At 67.4% G+C, this 16,317-nt stretch carries 12 protein-coding genes; 9 read left to right on the forward strand and 3 right to left on the reverse strand.

The genetic code is table 11. The features are described 5' to 3' along the window. The first annotated feature begins 6 nt into the window (after window positions 1-6). The gene (gene mdoH / locus AC1DSC_RS13180) at window positions 7-2,022 is read left to right on the forward strand and encodes a glucans biosynthesis glucosyltransferase MdoH (protein ID WP_012746112.1); all 2,016 of its coding nucleotides are present in this window, start codon (window positions 7-9) and stop codon (window positions 2,020-2,022) included. 90 nt (window positions 2,023-2,112) lie between these two features. On the opposite strand, the gene ffh is transcribed toward mdoH, so the two are convergent. Then, window positions 2,113-3,501, reverse strand: coding sequence for a signal recognition particle protein (gene ffh, locus AC1DSC_RS13185; RefSeq protein WP_012746111.1), 1,389 nt, complete (start codon window positions 3,499-3,501; stop codon window positions 2,113-2,115). A gap of 98 nt (window positions 3,502-3,599) precedes the next feature. On the opposite strand from ffh, the gene AC1DSC_RS13190 reads away from it, so the two are divergent. From AC1DSC_RS13190 to AC1DSC_RS13225, 8 genes are all read left to right on the forward strand, one after another. After that, window positions 3,600-4,412: a cytochrome C assembly family protein gene (locus AC1DSC_RS13190; protein WP_012746110.1), complete on the forward strand. Its 813-nt coding sequence runs from the start codon at window positions 3,600-3,602 to the stop codon at window positions 4,410-4,412. After that, window positions 4,409-4,669: a PP0621 family protein gene (locus tag AC1DSC_RS13195; RefSeq protein ID WP_012746109.1), complete on the forward strand. Its 261-nt coding sequence runs from the start codon at window positions 4,409-4,411 to the stop codon at window positions 4,667-4,669. The genes AC1DSC_RS13190 and AC1DSC_RS13195 overlap by 4 nt, the downstream gene beginning before the upstream one ends. 41 nt (window positions 4,670-4,710) lie before the next feature. Beyond that, window positions 4,711-6,411 (forward strand): two-component system sensor histidine kinase NtrB, encoded by a 1,701-nt coding sequence (locus AC1DSC_RS13200; protein ID WP_012746108.1) that lies wholly within the window; start codon window positions 4,711-4,713, stop codon window positions 6,409-6,411. A 25-nt stretch (window positions 6,412-6,436) separates the two neighbouring features. After that, window positions 6,437-7,978 carry a sigma-54-dependent transcriptional regulator gene (locus AC1DSC_RS13205; RefSeq protein ID WP_012746107.1) on the forward strand — a complete coding sequence of 514 codons (1,542 nt, stop codon included), beginning with the start codon at window positions 6,437-6,439 and terminating at the stop codon, window positions 7,976-7,978. Then, entirely contained in the window at window positions 7,965-8,573 is a 609-nt protein-coding gene (gene ampD / locus AC1DSC_RS13210; protein WP_012746106.1) for a 1,6-anhydro-N-acetylmuramyl-L-alanine amidase AmpD, read from the forward strand. Before AC1DSC_RS13205 ends, ampD begins: the two co-directional genes overlap by 14 nt. Window positions 8,574-8,923: 350 nt before the next feature. After that, a complete protein-coding gene (locus tag AC1DSC_RS13215; RefSeq protein WP_012746105.1) occupies window positions 8,924-11,839 on the forward strand; it encodes a ribonucleoside-diphosphate reductase subunit alpha in 2,916 nt (971 codons plus the stop codon). A 178-nt stretch (window positions 11,840-12,017) separates the two neighbouring features. Then, window positions 12,018-13,193 (forward strand): ribonucleotide-diphosphate reductase subunit beta, encoded by a 1,176-nt coding sequence (locus tag AC1DSC_RS13220; RefSeq protein ID WP_012746104.1) that lies wholly within the window; start codon window positions 12,018-12,020, stop codon window positions 13,191-13,193. Window positions 13,194-13,393: 200 nt separating this feature from the next. Beyond that, complete coding sequence (locus tag AC1DSC_RS13225) at window positions 13,394-13,918, forward strand: histone H1-like DNA-binding protein (RefSeq protein ID WP_012746103.1); 525 nt, start codon at window positions 13,394-13,396, stop codon at window positions 13,916-13,918. Window positions 13,919-14,000: 82 nt separating this feature from the next. On the opposite strand, the gene AC1DSC_RS13230 is transcribed toward AC1DSC_RS13225, so the two are convergent. Together AC1DSC_RS13230 and AC1DSC_RS13235 are read right to left on the reverse strand one after the other, a co-directional pair. After that, window positions 14,001-14,903, reverse strand: a complete 903-nt coding sequence (locus AC1DSC_RS13230) for a carbohydrate kinase family protein (RefSeq protein ID WP_012746102.1) — start codon at window positions 14,901-14,903, stop codon at window positions 14,001-14,003. 58 nt (window positions 14,904-14,961) lie between these two features. Next, complete coding sequence (locus AC1DSC_RS13235; protein ID WP_012746101.1) at window positions 14,962-16,305, reverse strand: zinc-ribbon and DUF3426 domain-containing protein; 1,344 nt, start codon at window positions 16,303-16,305, stop codon at window positions 14,962-14,964. Window positions 16,306-16,317 lie beyond the last annotated feature (12 nt).

Here is a 16,317-nt window from a genome sequence, read left to right on the forward strand (position 1 = left end):
TCACACATGAAGCCGAACGACTTCTCCCAACTGAACGTGCTGACCGAAGCCGACTTCTCGCACCGCAGCCCGGTGCGCGAAGAACGCCATCCCAATTCCGTGACCGCTCCGCCGGTCAACCGCGGCTCCATGACGCCCCGCCCCTGGCGCGGCTTCTGGAACAGCATCGGCACAGCCCTGCTGGTCAAGCTCGGCGCCGGCGGCAAGCCGGAAAGCCAGACCGCCGAAGCCGGCGCCCAGGCCAAGCAGCCCTGGCAGCGCGCCGCGGCCCAGCGCCGCTTCGCCTTCATGGCGCTCACGCTGCTGAGCACCGTGATCGCGTCCGTGCTGTTTGCCGGCGTGCAACCCGACTACGACAACGTCTGGCTCGAATACGGCCAGATCGGCCTGTACGGCCTGCTCTCGGGCTGGGTCGTCACCGGCTTCGTGACCGCGCTCATGGGCTTCTACGTCTCGGTGCGCGGCGACAAGCACGCGCTCTCGGTCAAGCAGGTGGCCCACCACCCGATGAACCCCGAGGCACGCACCGCGATCATCATGCCGATCTGCAACGAGGACGTGGCCACCGTGTTCGCCGGCCTGCGCGCCACCTGCGAATCGGTCGCGGCCACCGGCCACGCCAAGCAGTTCGACGTGTTCGTGCTGTCCGACAGCTACTCGCCCGAAACCGCCGCCGCCGAGCGCGCCGCCTGGGAAGACCTGCGCGCCGCGCTGGCCGACAGCCCCAACCAGCCGCAGGTCGAGGTGTACTACCGCCTGCGCACCCGCCGCACCCACCGCAAGGCCGGCAACGTGGCCGACTTCTGCCGCCGCTGGGGCAAGGACTACCGCTACATGGTCGTGCTCGACGCCGACTCCGTGATGAGCGGCGACTGCCTGACCTCGATGGTCAAGCTGATGGAAGCCAACCCGACCGCCGGCATCATCCAGACCGCCACGCAGGCCATCGGCCACGTGACGCTGCATGCCCGCGCGCAGCAATTCGCCTCCCGCGTGACGGGCCGCCTGTTCACGCTGGGCATGCAGTTCTGGCAACTGGGCGAATCGCACTACTGGGGCCACAACGCGATCATCCGCGTCGAGCCCTTCATGAAGCACTGCGCGCTGGCCCCCATCAAGGGCACCGGCGGCATGTCGGGCGGCATCATGTCGCACGACTTCGTCGAAGCTGCGCTGATGCGCCGCGCCGGCTACAACGTGTGGCTCTGCGCCGACCTGGTCGGCAGCTACGAGCAGCAGCCGCCGGACCTCTTGGCCGAACTGCAGCGCGACCGCCGCTGGTGCCAGGGCAACCTGCAGAACGCCCGCCTGATGGCCGAGCCCGGCATCCACCCGGTGCACCGCGCGATGTTCGTGACCGGCACCATGGCCTACGTCTCGGCGCCGCTGTGGCTCGCATTCCTGACGCTCGGCACCGCGCTGTGGCTGAGCGGCTCGAGCCTGATCTCCAGCTGGAGCGTGCTGCCGGCGGAACTGGCCGGCCTGTGGGTCTGGACCCTGTGCCTCCTGTTCCTGCCCCGCGTGCTCGGCATCGCGGCCGTGCTGATGCGCGGCGAGCAGCGCCAGTACGGCGGCCTGTGGGGCCTGGTGAAGAGCTCGGTGCTCGAAAGCGGCCTGGCCATCGTGCAGGCGCCGGTTCGCATGCTGGCCCATTCGCTGTTCGTGCTGGTCGCCCTCACCGGCATCAAGCTCGACTGGAAGTCGCCCCCGCGCGAAGCCGCTGCCGTGCCGTGGAAGGTCGCCGTGTCGCAGCTCGCTCCCATGAGCGTGGTGGTCGGCGCGCTGGCCCTGGGTGTCGCAATGATCGATCCGAGCGCGCTGATCTGGCTCATGCCGGTGGGCCTGCCGCTGCTGCTGGCCATTCCGCTCACGGTGCTGACCAGCCAGATCGCGCTGGGCACCTCGCTGCGCGACCGCGGCTTCCTGCTGATTCCCGAGGAATCGCGCTCGCCCGCCGTGCTGCGCCGCGCCTGGATGCATGCGCTTCGCCTGGCGCGCCCTGCGGCGCTGGCAACGGCCTGATGCGCTGAAGCTCCACCGCAAACAAGAAAGCCGGCCACGAGGCCGGCTTTTTTATTGCGCTGCCGAAGCAGCAGCCATCGCTCTATTTAATTAGAACGGCAGCTTCGGCCCACCGGGCCCACCCATCCCGCCCATCCCCTTCATGCCGCCCATCTTCTTCATCATCTTCATGAGGCCGCCGCCCTTCATCTTCTTCATCATGCCCTGCATCTGCTCGAACTCGTTGAGCAGGCGGTTCACTTCCTGAACCTGCACGCCCGCGCCGGCCGCGATGCGGCGCTTGCGCGTGGCCTTGAGCAGCTCGGGCTTGCGGCGCTCCAGCGGCGTCATGCTCTGGATGATGCCTTCCTTGCGGCGGATGTCGCGCTCGGCGCGGGTCATGTCGGCCTCGGTGGCCTTGGCGGCCATCTGCTGCGGCAGCTTGTCCATCAGGCTCGAGAGGCCGCCCATCTGCTTCATCTGCTGCAACTGACCGAGGAAGTCGTTCAGGTCGAAGCCCGCGCCGCTCTTGACCTTGGCCGCGAGCTTCTGCGCCGCCGCCACGTCGACGCCGGCCGTGACCTGCTCGACCAGCGCGACGATGTCGCCCATGCCGAGGATGCGGCCCGCATGGCGCTCGGCGTCGAACACCTCGAGGCCGTCGATCTTCTCGCTGGTGCCCGCGAACTTGATCGGCACGCCCGTCACCTGGCGCACCGACAGCGCCGCGCCGCCGCGCGAATCGCCGTCGGTCTTGGTCAGGATGATGCCGGTGAGCGGCAGCGCTTCCTTGAAGGCCTTGGCCGTGTTGATCGCATCCTGGCCCTGCATGGCGTCGACCACGAACAGCGTCTCGACCGGATCGAGCGCGCCGTGCAGCTGCTTGATCTCGGTCATCAGCACTTCGTCGATGGCCAGGCGGCCCGCGGTGTCGACCAGCAGCACGTCGAAGAAGTGGCGCTTGGCGTGGTCGAGCGCCGCGCGTGCGATGTCGAGCGGCTTCTGGTCGGGCGTGCTCGGGAACCATTCGGCGCCGGCCTGCTTGGTGACCATCTTGAGCTGCTCGATGGCGGCGGGCCGGTAGACGTCGCCGGAGACCGTGAGCACTTTCTTCTTGCGCTTCTCGATCAGGTGCTTGGCCAGCTTGGCGGTGGTGGTGGTCTTGCCCGCGCCCTGCAGGCCGGCCATGAGGATCACGGCCGGCGGCTGCGCCGCCAGGTTGATGTCGGACACGCCCTCGCCCATGGTGGCGGCGAGCTCGCGGTTGACGATGCCGACCAGCGCCTGGCCCGGCTTGAGCGAGCCCAGCACTTCCTGGCCGAGCGACTTTTCCTTCACGCGGGCGACGAAATCGCGCACCACGGGCAGCGCCACGTCGGCTTCGAGCAGGGCCATGCGCACTTCGCGCAGCATGTCCTGCACGTTGCTTTCGGTGATGCGCGCCTGGCCGCTCATCGTCTTGACGAGGCGGGAGAACTTTTCTGTGAGGGCGGTGGCCATGAAGGAGATGCCTTGCTGCCCGCCGCGGCGGGTCATTGGAAAGGGGGGTTGGCGCCGCGACGCGAAGTGCGCAAGCCTGGGGGAGATAAACTCCGGCAATGATTTTAGCGATCCCCTCCCCACTTGCCGTGGCGCTGGGCATCGCCACCGCGGCTGCCTATGGATTTGCCGCTGCCGCGGGCGCCAGGCTGAGCCGCAAGGCCACCCAGTGGGCCCTCGGGCTGGCGTGGCTTCTGCATGCCGCGGTGCTGGGCCATGGCCTCGTCGGCAGCCAGCCGAAATTCGGCTTTGCACCGGCGCTTTCGGTCACGGCCTGGCTGGTGCTCACGGTCTACGCGGTCGAAAGCCGCATGTACCCGCAGCTCAAGGTGCGCCGCGCGCTGGCCTGGCTTGGCGCGGCCGCCGTGCTGCTGGCCATTCTCTTTCCCGGCACGCCGCTGCATGTGTCGGCATCGCCCTGGCTGCCGCTGCACCTTGCGCTGGGCATTGCCTCGTACGGCCTGTTCGGCGCTGCGGTGGTCCATGCCTGGCTGATCACGCGGGCCGAAAAGCAGATCCGCCTTGCCGCCGCCGAGCCGCAGAGCGGCGTGCCGCTGCTCACGCTCGAGCGGCTCACCTTCCGCTTCGTGATGGCCGGCTTCGTGCTGCTTTCCGCCACGCTGCTCGCGGGCCTGCTGTTCAGCGAAACGCTGTACGGCGCGAGCGTGCGCGGCTGGAAGTGGGACCACAAGACGGTGTTCTCGGTGCTCGCCTGGATCAGTTTCGCGGTGCTGCTGATCGGCCGGGTCCGCTTCGGATGGCGCGGCCGCACGGCGCGGCGCGTGCTGTATGCCGGCTCCGCCCTGCTGCTGCTGGCCTATGTGGGCTCGCGTTTCGTGCTCGAAGTGGTGCTGGCGCGCGGCGCGACATGAAATACCTGCTCGTTCTCGCGGTGCTCTGGGTGGCGATCTGGCTCTGGCGCAAGAACCGCCGGGAAGAAATGCGCGAGACCCTGCGCGAAGAGGCGGCGCGCGCGGCCAGGCGCCCGCCCGCAGCGCCGGCTTCGCCGCAGGCCATGCTGCGCTGCGCCCATTGCGGCTTGCACCTGCCTGCAAGCGATGCAATCGCGGGACCGGGCGGCGCGGTCTACTGCAGCGCGGCGCACCGCCAGGCCGCCGAGCGCGGCTGAGCGGGCGCGGCATCGATGAGCACAGCGCCAAGGGTGCATCCGTGAGTTCTTCCCCATGGTCGCGCGGCGAACCCGCCACCGACTGGAGCACGCTCGAGCCGGGCCCCGGCGAAAGCGCCGCGCTGCTGCGGCTGTGGCGCGGCTTCATGGCGGCGCGCTGCTTCGTTGCGCTGGTGCTCGTGCTGCTGCAGGGCGTGGCCATGGCGCTCGGCCAGACGGTGCAGCCGCTGGCCGTGGCGCTTTCGGCCGGCTACCTGGCTGCCACCTGGCTGGGCGCCCGCTACGCGCATTTCACGCCGCCGATCCGCGCCTTCGGCATGCTGTGGTTCCTCACCATCGGCATCGACCTGGGCACCTTCACCGCGCTGCAGGTGCTCCAGGGCGGCAGCATCAACTACACGCCGCTGTTCGCGCTGCCGGTGCTCATGAGCGCGGTGCTGGGCACGGTGACCGTGGGCCTGGGCACCACGGCCACGGTCACGCTGCTGCTGCTCGCCGATGCCGGCTGGCACTGGCTGCTGCAGCAGCCCGGCGATTCCTCCACCCGCTTCGTGCAGGCGGCGCTCACCGGCACCGGGCTCTTCGTGGTGGCCCTGCTGGCGCACGAGCTGGCGCGCCGGCTGGCCCGCGAGGAAGAAACCGCGCTGCGCAACCGAAGCAGCGCGCAGATGCAGGCGCAAGTCAACGACCTGGTGATCGAGACGCTGAGCGAAGGCGTGCTGGTGATCGACGCCGAAGGCATGGTGCATGCGGCCAATCCGGCGGCCGACGCGATCCTCGGCCAGGGGCTGGCCCGGCTCGGCCTGCCGTTCGCGCTGCATGCGCAGCCCGCCTGGCATGCGCTGGCTGCGCTGGCGCGCCAGACCTTTGCGCGGCGCGCGCCGCAAAGCGAGGAAATTCCGGTGGCGCAGGCGCGCGGCGCCGCGCGCGAGGTGCGCGTGCGCACGCGGCTCACGCCCACCAGCAGCCGGCACGTCGACAGCCTTTGCGTGATGTTCCTGCAGGACCTGCGCGAACTCGAGGCCCGCATCCGCACCGAGAAGCTGGCCGCGATGGGCCGGATGTCGGCCGCGGTGGCGCACGAGATCCGCAATCCGCTCGCGGCCATCACGCAGGCCAGCGCGCTGCTCAACGAAGACCTCACCGACCCCGCGCACCGCAAGCTGACCAGCATGGTGCAGCACAACGCGCAGCGGCTCGCACGCATCGTGGACGACGTGCTCGACGTCTCGCGCGCACGCCAGCAGCGCGTGCTTTCGCTCGGCGAGCAGGTCGTGCTCGATCCCGCGGTGCAGGCGCTGGCCGAAGAGTGGGTGCGCCAGACGCAGCGCCAGGGCGTGCTGATCGCGCTGGACGCCGCCGACGCCGAGGTGCGCTTCGATGTCGAGCACCTGCGCCGCCTGCTCGTGAACCTGCTGGACAACGCAGCGCGCTACGCGAGCAGCCGCGCGGGCGCGATCCAGGTCGTCACCACCACGCAGCGCGGCAGCGCCGGCCGCCCCAGCCTGCAGGTGTGGAGCGACGGCGCGCCGCTGGAGCCGGCGGTGCAGCGCCACCTGTTCGAGCCTTTTTTCTCATCCGAGAGCCGCTCCAGCGGGCTCGGCCTCTTCCTGTGCCGCGAGCTGTGCCGGCGCCACGGCGCCACCATCGGCTACGAGCGGCGCGCGCTGGTGGCGGGGGGGCCCGAGGGCAATGAATTCTTCGTCAGCTTTGCGCCGAGCGAAAACCGGCTGACACAATAGCGTTGTGAGCACTCCCCATCCCTCCATGCAGCGCCCGGCCAACATCCTGGTCATCGATGACGAGCCCGACCTGCGCACGCTGTACGAACTGACCCTGCTGCGCGAAGGCTATCGCGTCGAGGCCGCCGGCAGCGTGTCGGAAGCCTGGCAGCACCTGGAGGCGGGGCAGTTCGATGCGGTGATCACCGACATGCGGCTGCCCGATGGACAGGGCATGGAAATCATCCACCGCATCCAGAAGAACCAGCGCAGCGAGCGCTGCGTGGTGATGACGGCCTACGGCTCGGCCGAGAACGCGGTCGAGGCGCTGAAGGCCGGCGCCTTCGACTACCTGACCAAGCCGGTCGACCTGAAGCAGTTCCGCGCCGTGGTCGCGTCCGCGGTGCAGGCGCAGCAGGCAGCGCCGGCCAAGGCCTGGCAGGCGGCGCCCGCGGACCCGTTGCGCGCCGGCGCGCCGGCCGTTCCGGACAGCGGCGTCGCCGCGCTCGAGCGGCTGGTGGGCGACTCGGAGCCGATGCGCCTGGTCAAGTCGCGCATCGCCAAGGTGGCGCGCGGCATGGCGCCGGTGCTGGTGCGCGGCGAATCGGGCACCGGCAAGGAACTGGTGGCGCGCGCCGTGCATGCCTGCAGCCAGCGCAGCGAGGGCCCCTTCGTCGCGGTCAACTGCGGCGCCATTCCCGAGAACCTGCTCGAGGCCGAGTTCTTCGGCGCCCGCAAGGGCTCCTACACCGGCTCGTCGCAGGACCGCGACGGCTACTTCCAGGCCGCGCGCGGCGGCACGCTCTTTCTCGACGAAATCGGCGACCTGCCGCTGGCGATGCAGTCCAAGCTGCTGCGTGCGATCCAGGAGCGCAGCGTGCGCTCCATCGGCTCGACGCAGGAAGACGCGGTCGACGTGCGCATCGTGAGCGCCACCCACAAGGATCTCCATGCCGAAGTCCAGGCCGGCCGCTTCCGGCAGGACCTGTTCTACCGGCTCAACGTGATCGAGATCGCGGTACCCGCGCTGCGCGACCGGCGCGAGGACCTGCCCGCGCTTTGCGCCGCGCTGCTCGCGCGCATTGCGCAGGACGGCGGGCTGCCGGTGCCGCATCTTTCCGCCGAACTGCTGCGCCGCCTGGCCCAGCACCGGCTCGACGGCAACGTGCGGGAGCTCGAGAACCTGCTGCACCGCGCGGTGGCGCTCAACGACGGCGACGAACTGCACCTGGACCTGATGGCGCCGCGGCCGGAGGCTGCCGAGGCACCGGCCGAGACGGCCATCGCCGAACCCGCGCCCTCTTCTGCCGCCGCGGCCGGCGGCGAAGCGCCTCGGGCGGCCGCTGCGCCCGCCGCGGAATCCAAGCCTGTGGCGCCCGCCCTCCCCTCGGACCTGCAGGCCTACCTCGATCAGCAGGAGCGCGAGATCCTCGTGCGCGCGCTGCACGAAAGCGGCTTCAATCGAACGGCCGCCGCCGCGCGGCTCGGCATGAGCCTGCGCCAGATCCGCTACCGCATCGCGCGGCTGGGCATCACCACGCCCGGCGGCGACGAAGGTGCCAGCAGCACCAGCCATGCCGACGACTGAAGCACCGGCAAGCAACGACGACGGGCTCTGGCACGCCGGCTGGTACCGCTTTGCCAAGGCGCTGCGCTCGCCGAATTTCGGGCCCCGGCCCGCGGGCGCGCAGACCGACCTGATCGTGCTGCACTCCATCAGCCTGCCGCCCGGCGAATACGGCGGCGAGGCCGTGCAGCAGCTCTTCACCAACCAGCTCGACTGGGACGCGCACCCCTACTTCCAGTCGATCCGCGGCCTTGCGGTTTCCTCGCACTTCTATGTGCGGCGCAACGGCGAGCTCTGGCAGTTCGTGAGCTGCGACGATCGCGCCTGGCATGCCGGCGTGTCGTCGTGGCGCGGCCGCGAGAACTGCAACGACGACTCCATCGGCATCGAGCTCGAAGGCCTCGAAGGCCAGCCCTTCGAAGAAGCACAGTACGAGGCGCTGGCCAGCCTCTGCCCCGCCATCGCGCAGCACTACGCCATCGCGCACATCGCCGGCCACGAGCACATTGCGCCAGGCCGAAAACAGGACCCCGGCGCCGGCTTCGATTGGCAATTGCTGCGCGGGCACCTCGGCTGGAGTCCACAGATGTTTCCTCCGCAGGTGGTGCAGCGCTAATTTTTTCAATCGCGCGGCGCCTCGCGATGCGCCGGTCCCGCGGCGCAGCAATGAGAAAATTGCAGCCGCTGCATGCAGCAACCATGCGCCCTGCAAGCCCAAATCGGCCTGCAAGCCACGGCCCATGCGGGTTGCGACAACATAGGCCAGTATTCATGCGGCATCGACGGCCGTGACCTAGGCCGAAAGAAATATCGACCAGGGTTGTATCCACTGGAAAACGCTACATCTAGTGGGTTGTACACCCCTCAGACCCTAGATATAGTGTCCTCCGTCCGGTCAACAACGCCGGCGCGACGCCCAACCAAGGCGTTGCCATCCAACAAGAATTGCCAACCGAGAGGAAGCGAATGCAAACAGCCCTGAACACCCCATCGACCTCGCGTGCCGTTCCCTCCACGCCCACGCAGCAGCAGCGCGACACCGCTGGCTCGCCCGCCGGACAGAACCTCGCGCACTACCAGATCATCCGCCGCAACGGCGCCGTGGTTCCCTTCGAACCCAACAAGATCGCCATCGCGATGATGAAAGCCTTCCTGGCCGTGCACGGCACCCAGGGCGCGGCTTCGGCCAGCGTGCGCGAAACGGTCGACGCGCTCACGCAAGGCGTGATCCGCGCCATGGTGCGTTCGCGTCCGGGCGGCGGCACCTTCCACATCGAAGACGTGCAGGACCAGGTCGAACTCGGCCTGATGCGCGGCGGCCACCACGAGATCGCGCGCGCCTACGTGCTCTACCGCGAGCGCCGCACGCAAGAGCGTTCCAAGCAGGTCGAGCAGGAAGCACCCGCCACGCCCACGCTGCACGTGCTGGACAACGGCGAACGCGTCGCGCTCGACCTGAACCAGCTCAAGGGCCTGATCGAATCGGCCTGCGAAAACCTGGGCGACAGCATCACCGCCGCGCCGATCGTCGCCGAGACCATGCGCAACCTGTACGACGGCGTGCCGCTCGACGAGGTCTACAAGGCCTCGATCCTGGCGGCCCGCACGCTGATCGAAAAAGACCCCGACTACACCTTCGCGACCGCCCGCCTGCTGCTGCACACGATCTTCAAGGAGATCATCGGCCGCGAAGTGATGCCCGCCGAGCGCGCCACCGCCTACGCCGACTACTTCCCGCAGTTCATCAAGAAGGGCGTCGAGAACGACCTGCTCGACGAGAAGCTGCTGCAGTACGACCTGCCGCGCCTGGGCGCCGCGCTCAAGGCCGAACGCGACAACCAGTTCGACTACCTCGGCCTGCAAACGCTGTACGACCGCTACTTCCTGCACGTGCGCAAGTCGCGCATCGAACTGCCGCAGGCCTTCTTCATGCGCGTGGCCATGGGCCTGTCGCTCGGCGAAATCGACCGCGAGGCCCGCGCCATCGAGTTCTACGAGGTGCTGTCGTCCTTCGACTTCATGTCGAGCACGCCCACCCTGTTCAACGCCGGCACGCTGCGCTCGCAGCTGTCCAGCTGCTACCTGACCACCGTGCCCGACGACCTGGACGGCATCTACGAATCGATCAAGGAAAACGCGCTGCTCTCCAAGTTCGCGGGCGGCCTGGGCAACGACTGGACCCGCGTGCGCGCGCTCGGCAGCCACATCAAGGGCACCAACGGCGAATCGCAGGGCGTGGTGCCCTTCCTCAAGGTGGTCAACGACACGGCCGTGGCCGTGAACCAGGGCGGCAAGCGCAAGGGCGCCGTCTGCACGTACCTGGAAACCTGGCACCTCGACATCGAGGAGTTCCTGGAACTGCGCAAGAACACCGGCGACGACCGCCGCCGCACGCACGACATGAACACCGCCAACTGGATCCCCGACCTCTTCATGCGCCGCGTGATGGAAAAGGGCACCTGGACGCTGTTCTCGCCCTCCAACGTGCCCGACCTGCACGACCTGTTCGGCGCCGACTTCGAGAAGGCGTATGTCGCCTACGAAGAAAAGGCCGCGCGCGGCGAGATCAAGCCTGCCCGCACCATCCAGGCCTCGGACCTGTGGCGCAAGATGCTCACGATGCTGTTCGAGACCGGCCATCCCTGGATCACGTTCAAGGACGCCTGCAACGTGCGCTCGCCGCAGCAGCACGCCGGCGTGGTGCACTCGTCGAACCTGTGCACCGAGATCACGCTGAACACCAGCGACACCGAAACCGCCGTCTGCAACCTGGGTTCGGTGAACCTGCTGCAGCACCTGAAGGACGGCAAGGTCGACCAGGAAAAGCTCAAGCGCACCATCTCGACCGCGATGCGCATGCTCGACAACGTGATCGACATCAACTACTACGCCGTGAAGAAGGCGCGCGACTCGAACCTGCGCCACCGCCCGGTCGGCCTGGGCCTGATGGGCTTCCAGGACGCGCTGTACGAACTGCGCATTCCCTACGCTTCGCAGGAAGCCGTGCAGTTTGCCGACGAGTCGATGGAAGCCATCTGCTACCACGCCTACTGGGCCTCGACCGAGCTGGCCCGCGAACGCGGCAAGTACTCGAGCTACAAGGGCTCGCTGTGGGACAAGGGGATCCTTCCGATCGACACGCTCGACCTGCTCGAAAAAGCCCGCGGCGGCTACGTCGAAGTGGACCGCTCGGCCACGCTCGACTGGGAGGCCCTGCGCCAGAAGATCAAGGCCGACGGCATGCGCAATTCCAACTGCGTGGCCATCGCCCCGACCGCGACCATCTCGAACATCATCGGCGTCGACGCTTCCATCGAGCCCTGCTTCGGCAACCTCTCGGTCAAGTCGAACCTGTCGGGCGAATTCACCGTCATCAACCACTACCTGGTGCGCGACCTGAAGCGCCTGGGCCTGTGGGACGACGTGATGGTGATGGACCTGAAGCACTTCGACGGTTCGCTGCGTCCGATCGACCGCGTGCCGCAGGACGTGAAGGCGCTCTACGCCACCGCGTTCGAAGTCGAGACCACCTGGCTGGTCGAAGCCGCAGCGCGCCGCCAGAAGTGGATCGACCAGGCGCAGTCGCTCAACATCTACATGGCCGGCGCATCGGGCAAGAAGCTCGACGACACCTACAAGCTCGCATGGCTGCGCGGCCTGAAGACCACCTACTACCTGCGCACGCAGAGCGCGACGCACGCCGAGAAATCCACCGTGCAGTCGGGCCGCCTCAACGCGGTGTCGTCGGGCAGCGATGCCTCTTCGGGCATGAGCGCACTCGAAGCCGCAGCTGCCGCAGCGAAGGCGCAGATGAGTGCAATGCCTGCCACCGACATCGCGTTCTGCGGCGTCGACGATCCGACTTGCGAAGCATGCCAATGACGCGCGAGTGAAGCGAGAGAGGTGCATGCACGACGCGCGGACCCTCAGTCGATCACGGCATCGACTGACATCGCGCGATGCATGAGAGCAACATAACAACCACATAAATGGAGCGCGACGTGAACGAGCACTTTGCAACTCACATCGTTGCTCCGATAATTGAGCATTGGATTTTTCTATGTTGACCTGGGACGAAGAAGTCAAGCCCTCCTTATCAAAGGATATGCAACAAGGATTGCAGCAACACCACGCATCGACCAGCGGCCTGTCCGCAGGCCGACCGGTGGATGCTCCGACTTCGTCGATTGCACAACAGCCCGTGGCACCCGCCGCGGCGCAGCGCGTCAAGGCTTCCGACAAGCGCATCATCAACGGCCAGACCGACGTCAACCAGCTGGTGCCGTTCAAGTACAAGTGGGCCTGGGAAAAATACCTCGCCACCTGCGCCAACCACTGGATGCCGCAAGAAGTGAACATGACGCGCGACATCGCGCTCTGGAAAGACCCGAACGGCCTGACCGAAGACGAGCGCCGCATCGTCAAGCGCAACCTCGGCTTCTTCGTGACCGCCGACTCGCTGGCCGCCAACAACATCGTGCTGGGCACCTACCGCCACATCACGGCGCCCGAATGCCGCCAGTTCCTGCTGCGCCAGGCCTTCGAGGAAGCGATCCACACGCACGCCTACCAGTACATCGTCGAGTCGCTCGGCCTGGACGAGAGCGAGATCTTCAACGCCTACAACGAAGTGCCGTCGATCCGCGAGAAGGACCAGTTCCTGATCCCGTTCATCGACGCCATCAGCGACCCGAACTTCAAGACCGGCACGCACGAGACCGACCAGACCCTGCTCAAGTCGCTCATCGTGTTCGCCTGCCTGATGGAGGGCCTGTTCTTCTACGTCGGCTTCACGCAGATCCTTGCGCTCGGCCGCCAGAACAAGATGACCGGCGCCGCCGAGCAGTACCAGTACATCCTGCGCGACGAGTCGATGCACTGCAATTTCGGCATCGACCTGATCAACCAGCTCAAGCTCGAGAACCCCGGCCTCTGGACCCCCGAGTTCAAGGCCGAGATCAAGGCCCTCTTCCTGAAGGCCGTCGAGCTCGAGTACAAATACGCCGAAGACACCATGCCGCGTGGCGTGCTCGGCATGAACGCCTCCATGTTCAAGGGCTACCTGCGCTACATCGCCAACCGGCGCGCGCAGCAGATCGGCCTCGAAACGCTCTTCCCGAACGAGGAAAACCCGTTCCCCTGGATGAGCGAAATGATTGACCTGAAGAAAGAGCGCAATTTCTTCGAAACCCGCGTGATCGAATACCAGTCGGGTGGTGCGCTCTCCTGGGATTGAATCGAATCTTTCGACAAGAATTAATGAATTCAAGAATTGCCCTTGCCACCGATCGCGCCGAAGAGCGCGGCATGGACGAGGGCTCAGGTGTTCATGGTGCTGGAGCTCAGATTCCAACGCCATGGATCGCTTCACGCTACCAACGTGCGTGGAGTGCTTCAATAGGTTGATTTTTTCAACTTGATCAAGGAGAAATAGAAATGGCAACTGCAAAGAAAGCGCCGGCTAAGAAAGCCGCTGCAAAGAAGGCTCCGGCAAAGAAGGTCGCGGCCGCTAAGAAGGCTCCCGCCAAGAAGGTAGCTGCGAAGAAGGCTCCGGCCAAGAAGGTCGCAGCGAAGAAGGTAGCCGCCAAGAAGGCGCCTGCGAAGAAGGTAGCCGCCAAGAAGGCAGCTCCGGCAAAGAAGGCCGCTGCCAAGAAGGCTCCGGCGAAGAAGGCCGCAGCGAAGAAGGCTCCTGCCAAGAAGGCGGCGGCGAAGAAGGCTCCGGCAAAGAAGGCCGCTGCCAAGAAGGCCCCTGCGAAGAAGGCTGCCGCCAAGAAGGCTCCTGCCAAAAAGGCTGCGGCCAAGAAAGCCGCGAAAAAGCCCGCTGCCAAGCCTGCCGCTGCTGCCAAGAAGCCTGCTGCCAAGAAGGCTGCCAAGGCTCCTGCCGTAGCGCCTGCTCCTGCTGCGCAAACGACGCTGAACCCCCAGGCAGCCTGGCCGTTTCCGACGGCCAGCAAGCCCTGAGTCTGCTCAGCAGCCTTGACGGCAAAAAACCCGGCACCTCACGGTGCCGGGTTTTTTTTATGGGCGCCTGCCAGCGGGCAGCTCAGAGGCCCAGCGCCTTCAGGTCGATCTGGTAGTTCTGCGGCCCGCGCTGCGCGATCTTGAGCGCGCCGATGCGGTTGCCGAGCGCCGCGCACTGCGCAAGCGGCCATTCCTTCTCGAGGCCGAACAAGAGCGCGCCGCGCCAGGCATCGCCGCAACCGGTGGGCTCGACCACCGCCGTCGGCGTCACGCCCGGCACATGCTCGCGCTCGCCGTCGATCCAGACCTCGCAGCCTTCCGCCGCCAGCGTGACGACCAGGCCGCGCACGCGCTTCGAGATCTCGGCCAGGCTCCAGCCGGTGCGCTGCGACAGCATCTTGCCTTCGTAGTCGTTGACGACGACCCAGCTCGCCAGGTCGACGAAGTGCTTGAGCGCCTCGCCGTCGAACATCGGCAGGCCCTGGCCCGGATCGAACACGAACGGAATGCCGGCCGCGGCGAACTGCTCCGCATGCTGCAGCATCGCCTCGCGGCCGTCGGGCGCGATGATGCCGACGCGGATGTCTTCACGCGCGGCAATCTTCGTGAGGTGCGCCTGCTGCATCGCACCGGGGTGGAACGCGGTGATCTGGTTGTTGTCGACGTCGTTCATGATCATCGCCTGCGCGGTGAAGGTGTCGTCGAGCTGGCGCACGAACTCGGTGCTGATGCCCAGCATGCGCATGCGCTCCAGGTAGTCGGCGCCGTCGCTGCCGAGGGTGGCCATCGGCAGTGCGGTGCCGCCCAGCGCATTGAGGCTGTAGGCGATGTTGCCGGCACAGCCGCCGAAGTCGCGCCGCAGGCCCGGCACGAGGAACGACACATTGAGGATGTGCAGCTGGTCCGGAAGGATCTGGTCGGCGAACCGGCCCTCGAAGGTCATGATGGTGTCGAACGCGAGGGAACCGCAAATCACTGCTGCCATGGGTGAGCCGTTGGGTAGGAATGGGTGGATGAATGAAAAGGCGGGCGCGAGCCAGGCCTCAAGGATAGAACGCTTCGACGCGGTAGCCTGCAATGGGCGGCAGCGCGGCCGCCTCCGCTGCCGACAAGCTCATCGGCAATGACGCCGCCTGGTCGGAGCGCGCCGCAAGCACCGCCGGTGCGCCGTAGTCCGCCGCCATCAGCACGCGTCGCACCACGGCGCGCTCCTGCGTGTCGAGCAACGAAAGCTCGATGGCCGGCATGGCCAGGGGAACGGCCGCGCCATTGCGCAGCGTGAAGCTGAGCCGGTAGTCGCTGTTGCCGGTTTTTTCGCGCGCGAAGGCCGCGCCCTCGATCACGATGTCGCCGATCTGCCGCAGCGCGGTGAGCTCGCAGCCGGTCACGCGGCACAGGCCCGCGAATGCGGGACGCAGGTTCGGCTGGCGCGCAACGATGCCGTCGCGTTCGTGGCGCAGGACCTGCACGACCAGAAGCAGGACGGCAAGCACGGCCAGCAGCCAGAGCCAGCGCCGCACCCCAGGCCGCTGCCAGACACCCGCAATGTCACGGCCCGAGTTCTCGTTGCCGTCGGAAAAAGGAAGCCGCTCCGAATCTTCCGCATCGCCGCGGACCGACGGCAGAGGCGAAGGGAGCAGGCCCGGCTCGGGCTCGCTCGCCTCCCGCACCATCGAGGCTGACATCTTTGCGGCGGCGCGCTCGTCGCGCGCCTTGGCGCTCGCAATCTTGGCCGACTTGATGCGGGCCCGGCGCAGCGCCTTTTGCATCTGCACCTGGTCGCGGTCTTGTTCGGGCGCGTGCTTTTCGTCTTCCTCGCTGGCCGTTGCCGCCATCTCGCGCGCCTTGAGGCGCAGGGCCGGCAACGGCGGTGCGGGCGGGGGCGGCGGCGAAGGCGGGGCCGCCAGATTCAGGTCGATGTTCGGAAACGGCGGCAGCGAACTCGCCGGCGGCCGCCATTCGGGCTCGTTGGCTTCGAAGTCGGTCCACAGCTCGTCGGCGACGATGCCGTGCGCCGGCAAGGCGAAGGTGGGCGCGGGCGTGGAGACAGGTGCCGATGCAGGCACGGGCTCCGGTGTTGGCGGCGGCTCGGCCTCGGAAGCCGCAGCCTCCGGCGGTTCGCGATCCTCGGGTTCGTCGTCGAAGAAATCCGCGTCTTCGATCGCATCGGAGGAGGACGGCGGCTCGGTCGGCGCGGCGGGTGCCGGCGCGGGGGGAGGCGCAGCGCTCGCGGCCGGCGGGCCATCGGGCGCCTCGTGCAGGTCGAGCGTGGCGTCGAACACGTGACTGCAGCGTCCGCAGCGCACCCAGCCATCCGAAATGCGAAGCTGGTCGCGCACCACCTTGAAGGTGGTGGCACAGGCGGGGCAGCGCGTGACGAGGCTCATGACGGGGCGATT

This window comes from Variovorax sp. 01N425 (genome assembly GCF_056399465.1).

Bases quoted from the DNA above. Each gene is read 5' to 3' on its own strand.
- ffh (WP_012746111.1), bottom strand. From the start codon at position 3,501: ATGGCCACCGCCCTCACAGAAAAGTTCTCCCGCCTCGTCAAGACGATG.
- AC1DSC_RS13225 (WP_012746103.1), top strand. From the start codon at position 13,394: ATGGCAACTGCAAAGAAAGCGCCGGCTAAGAAAGCCGCTGCAAAGAAG.
- AC1DSC_RS13195 (WP_012746109.1), top strand. From the start codon at position 4,409: ATGAAATACCTGCTCGTTCTCGCGGTGCTCTGGGTGGCGATCTGGCTC.
- mdoH (WP_012746112.1), top strand. From the start codon at position 7: ATGAAGCCGAACGACTTCTCCCAACTGAACGTGCTGACCGAAGCCGAC.
- ampD (WP_012746106.1), top strand. From the start codon at position 7,965: ATGCCGACGACTGAAGCACCGGCAAGCAACGACGACGGGCTCTGGCAC.
- AC1DSC_RS13205 (WP_012746107.1), top strand. From the start codon at position 6,437: ATGCAGCGCCCGGCCAACATCCTGGTCATCGATGACGAGCCCGACCTG.
- AC1DSC_RS13220 (WP_012746104.1), top strand. From the start codon at position 12,018: ATGTTGACCTGGGACGAAGAAGTCAAGCCCTCCTTATCAAAGGATATG.
- AC1DSC_RS13190 (WP_012746110.1), top strand. From the start codon at position 3,600: ATGATTTTAGCGATCCCCTCCCCACTTGCCGTGGCGCTGGGCATCGCC.
- AC1DSC_RS13215 (WP_012746105.1), top strand. From the start codon at position 8,924: ATGCAAACAGCCCTGAACACCCCATCGACCTCGCGTGCCGTTCCCTCC.
- AC1DSC_RS13235 (WP_012746101.1), bottom strand. From the start codon at position 16,305: ATGAGCCTCGTCACGCGCTGCCCCGCCTGTGCCACCACCTTCAAGGTG.
- AC1DSC_RS13230 (WP_012746102.1), bottom strand. From the start codon at position 14,903: ATGGCAGCAGTGATTTGCGGTTCCCTCGCGTTCGACACCATCATGACC.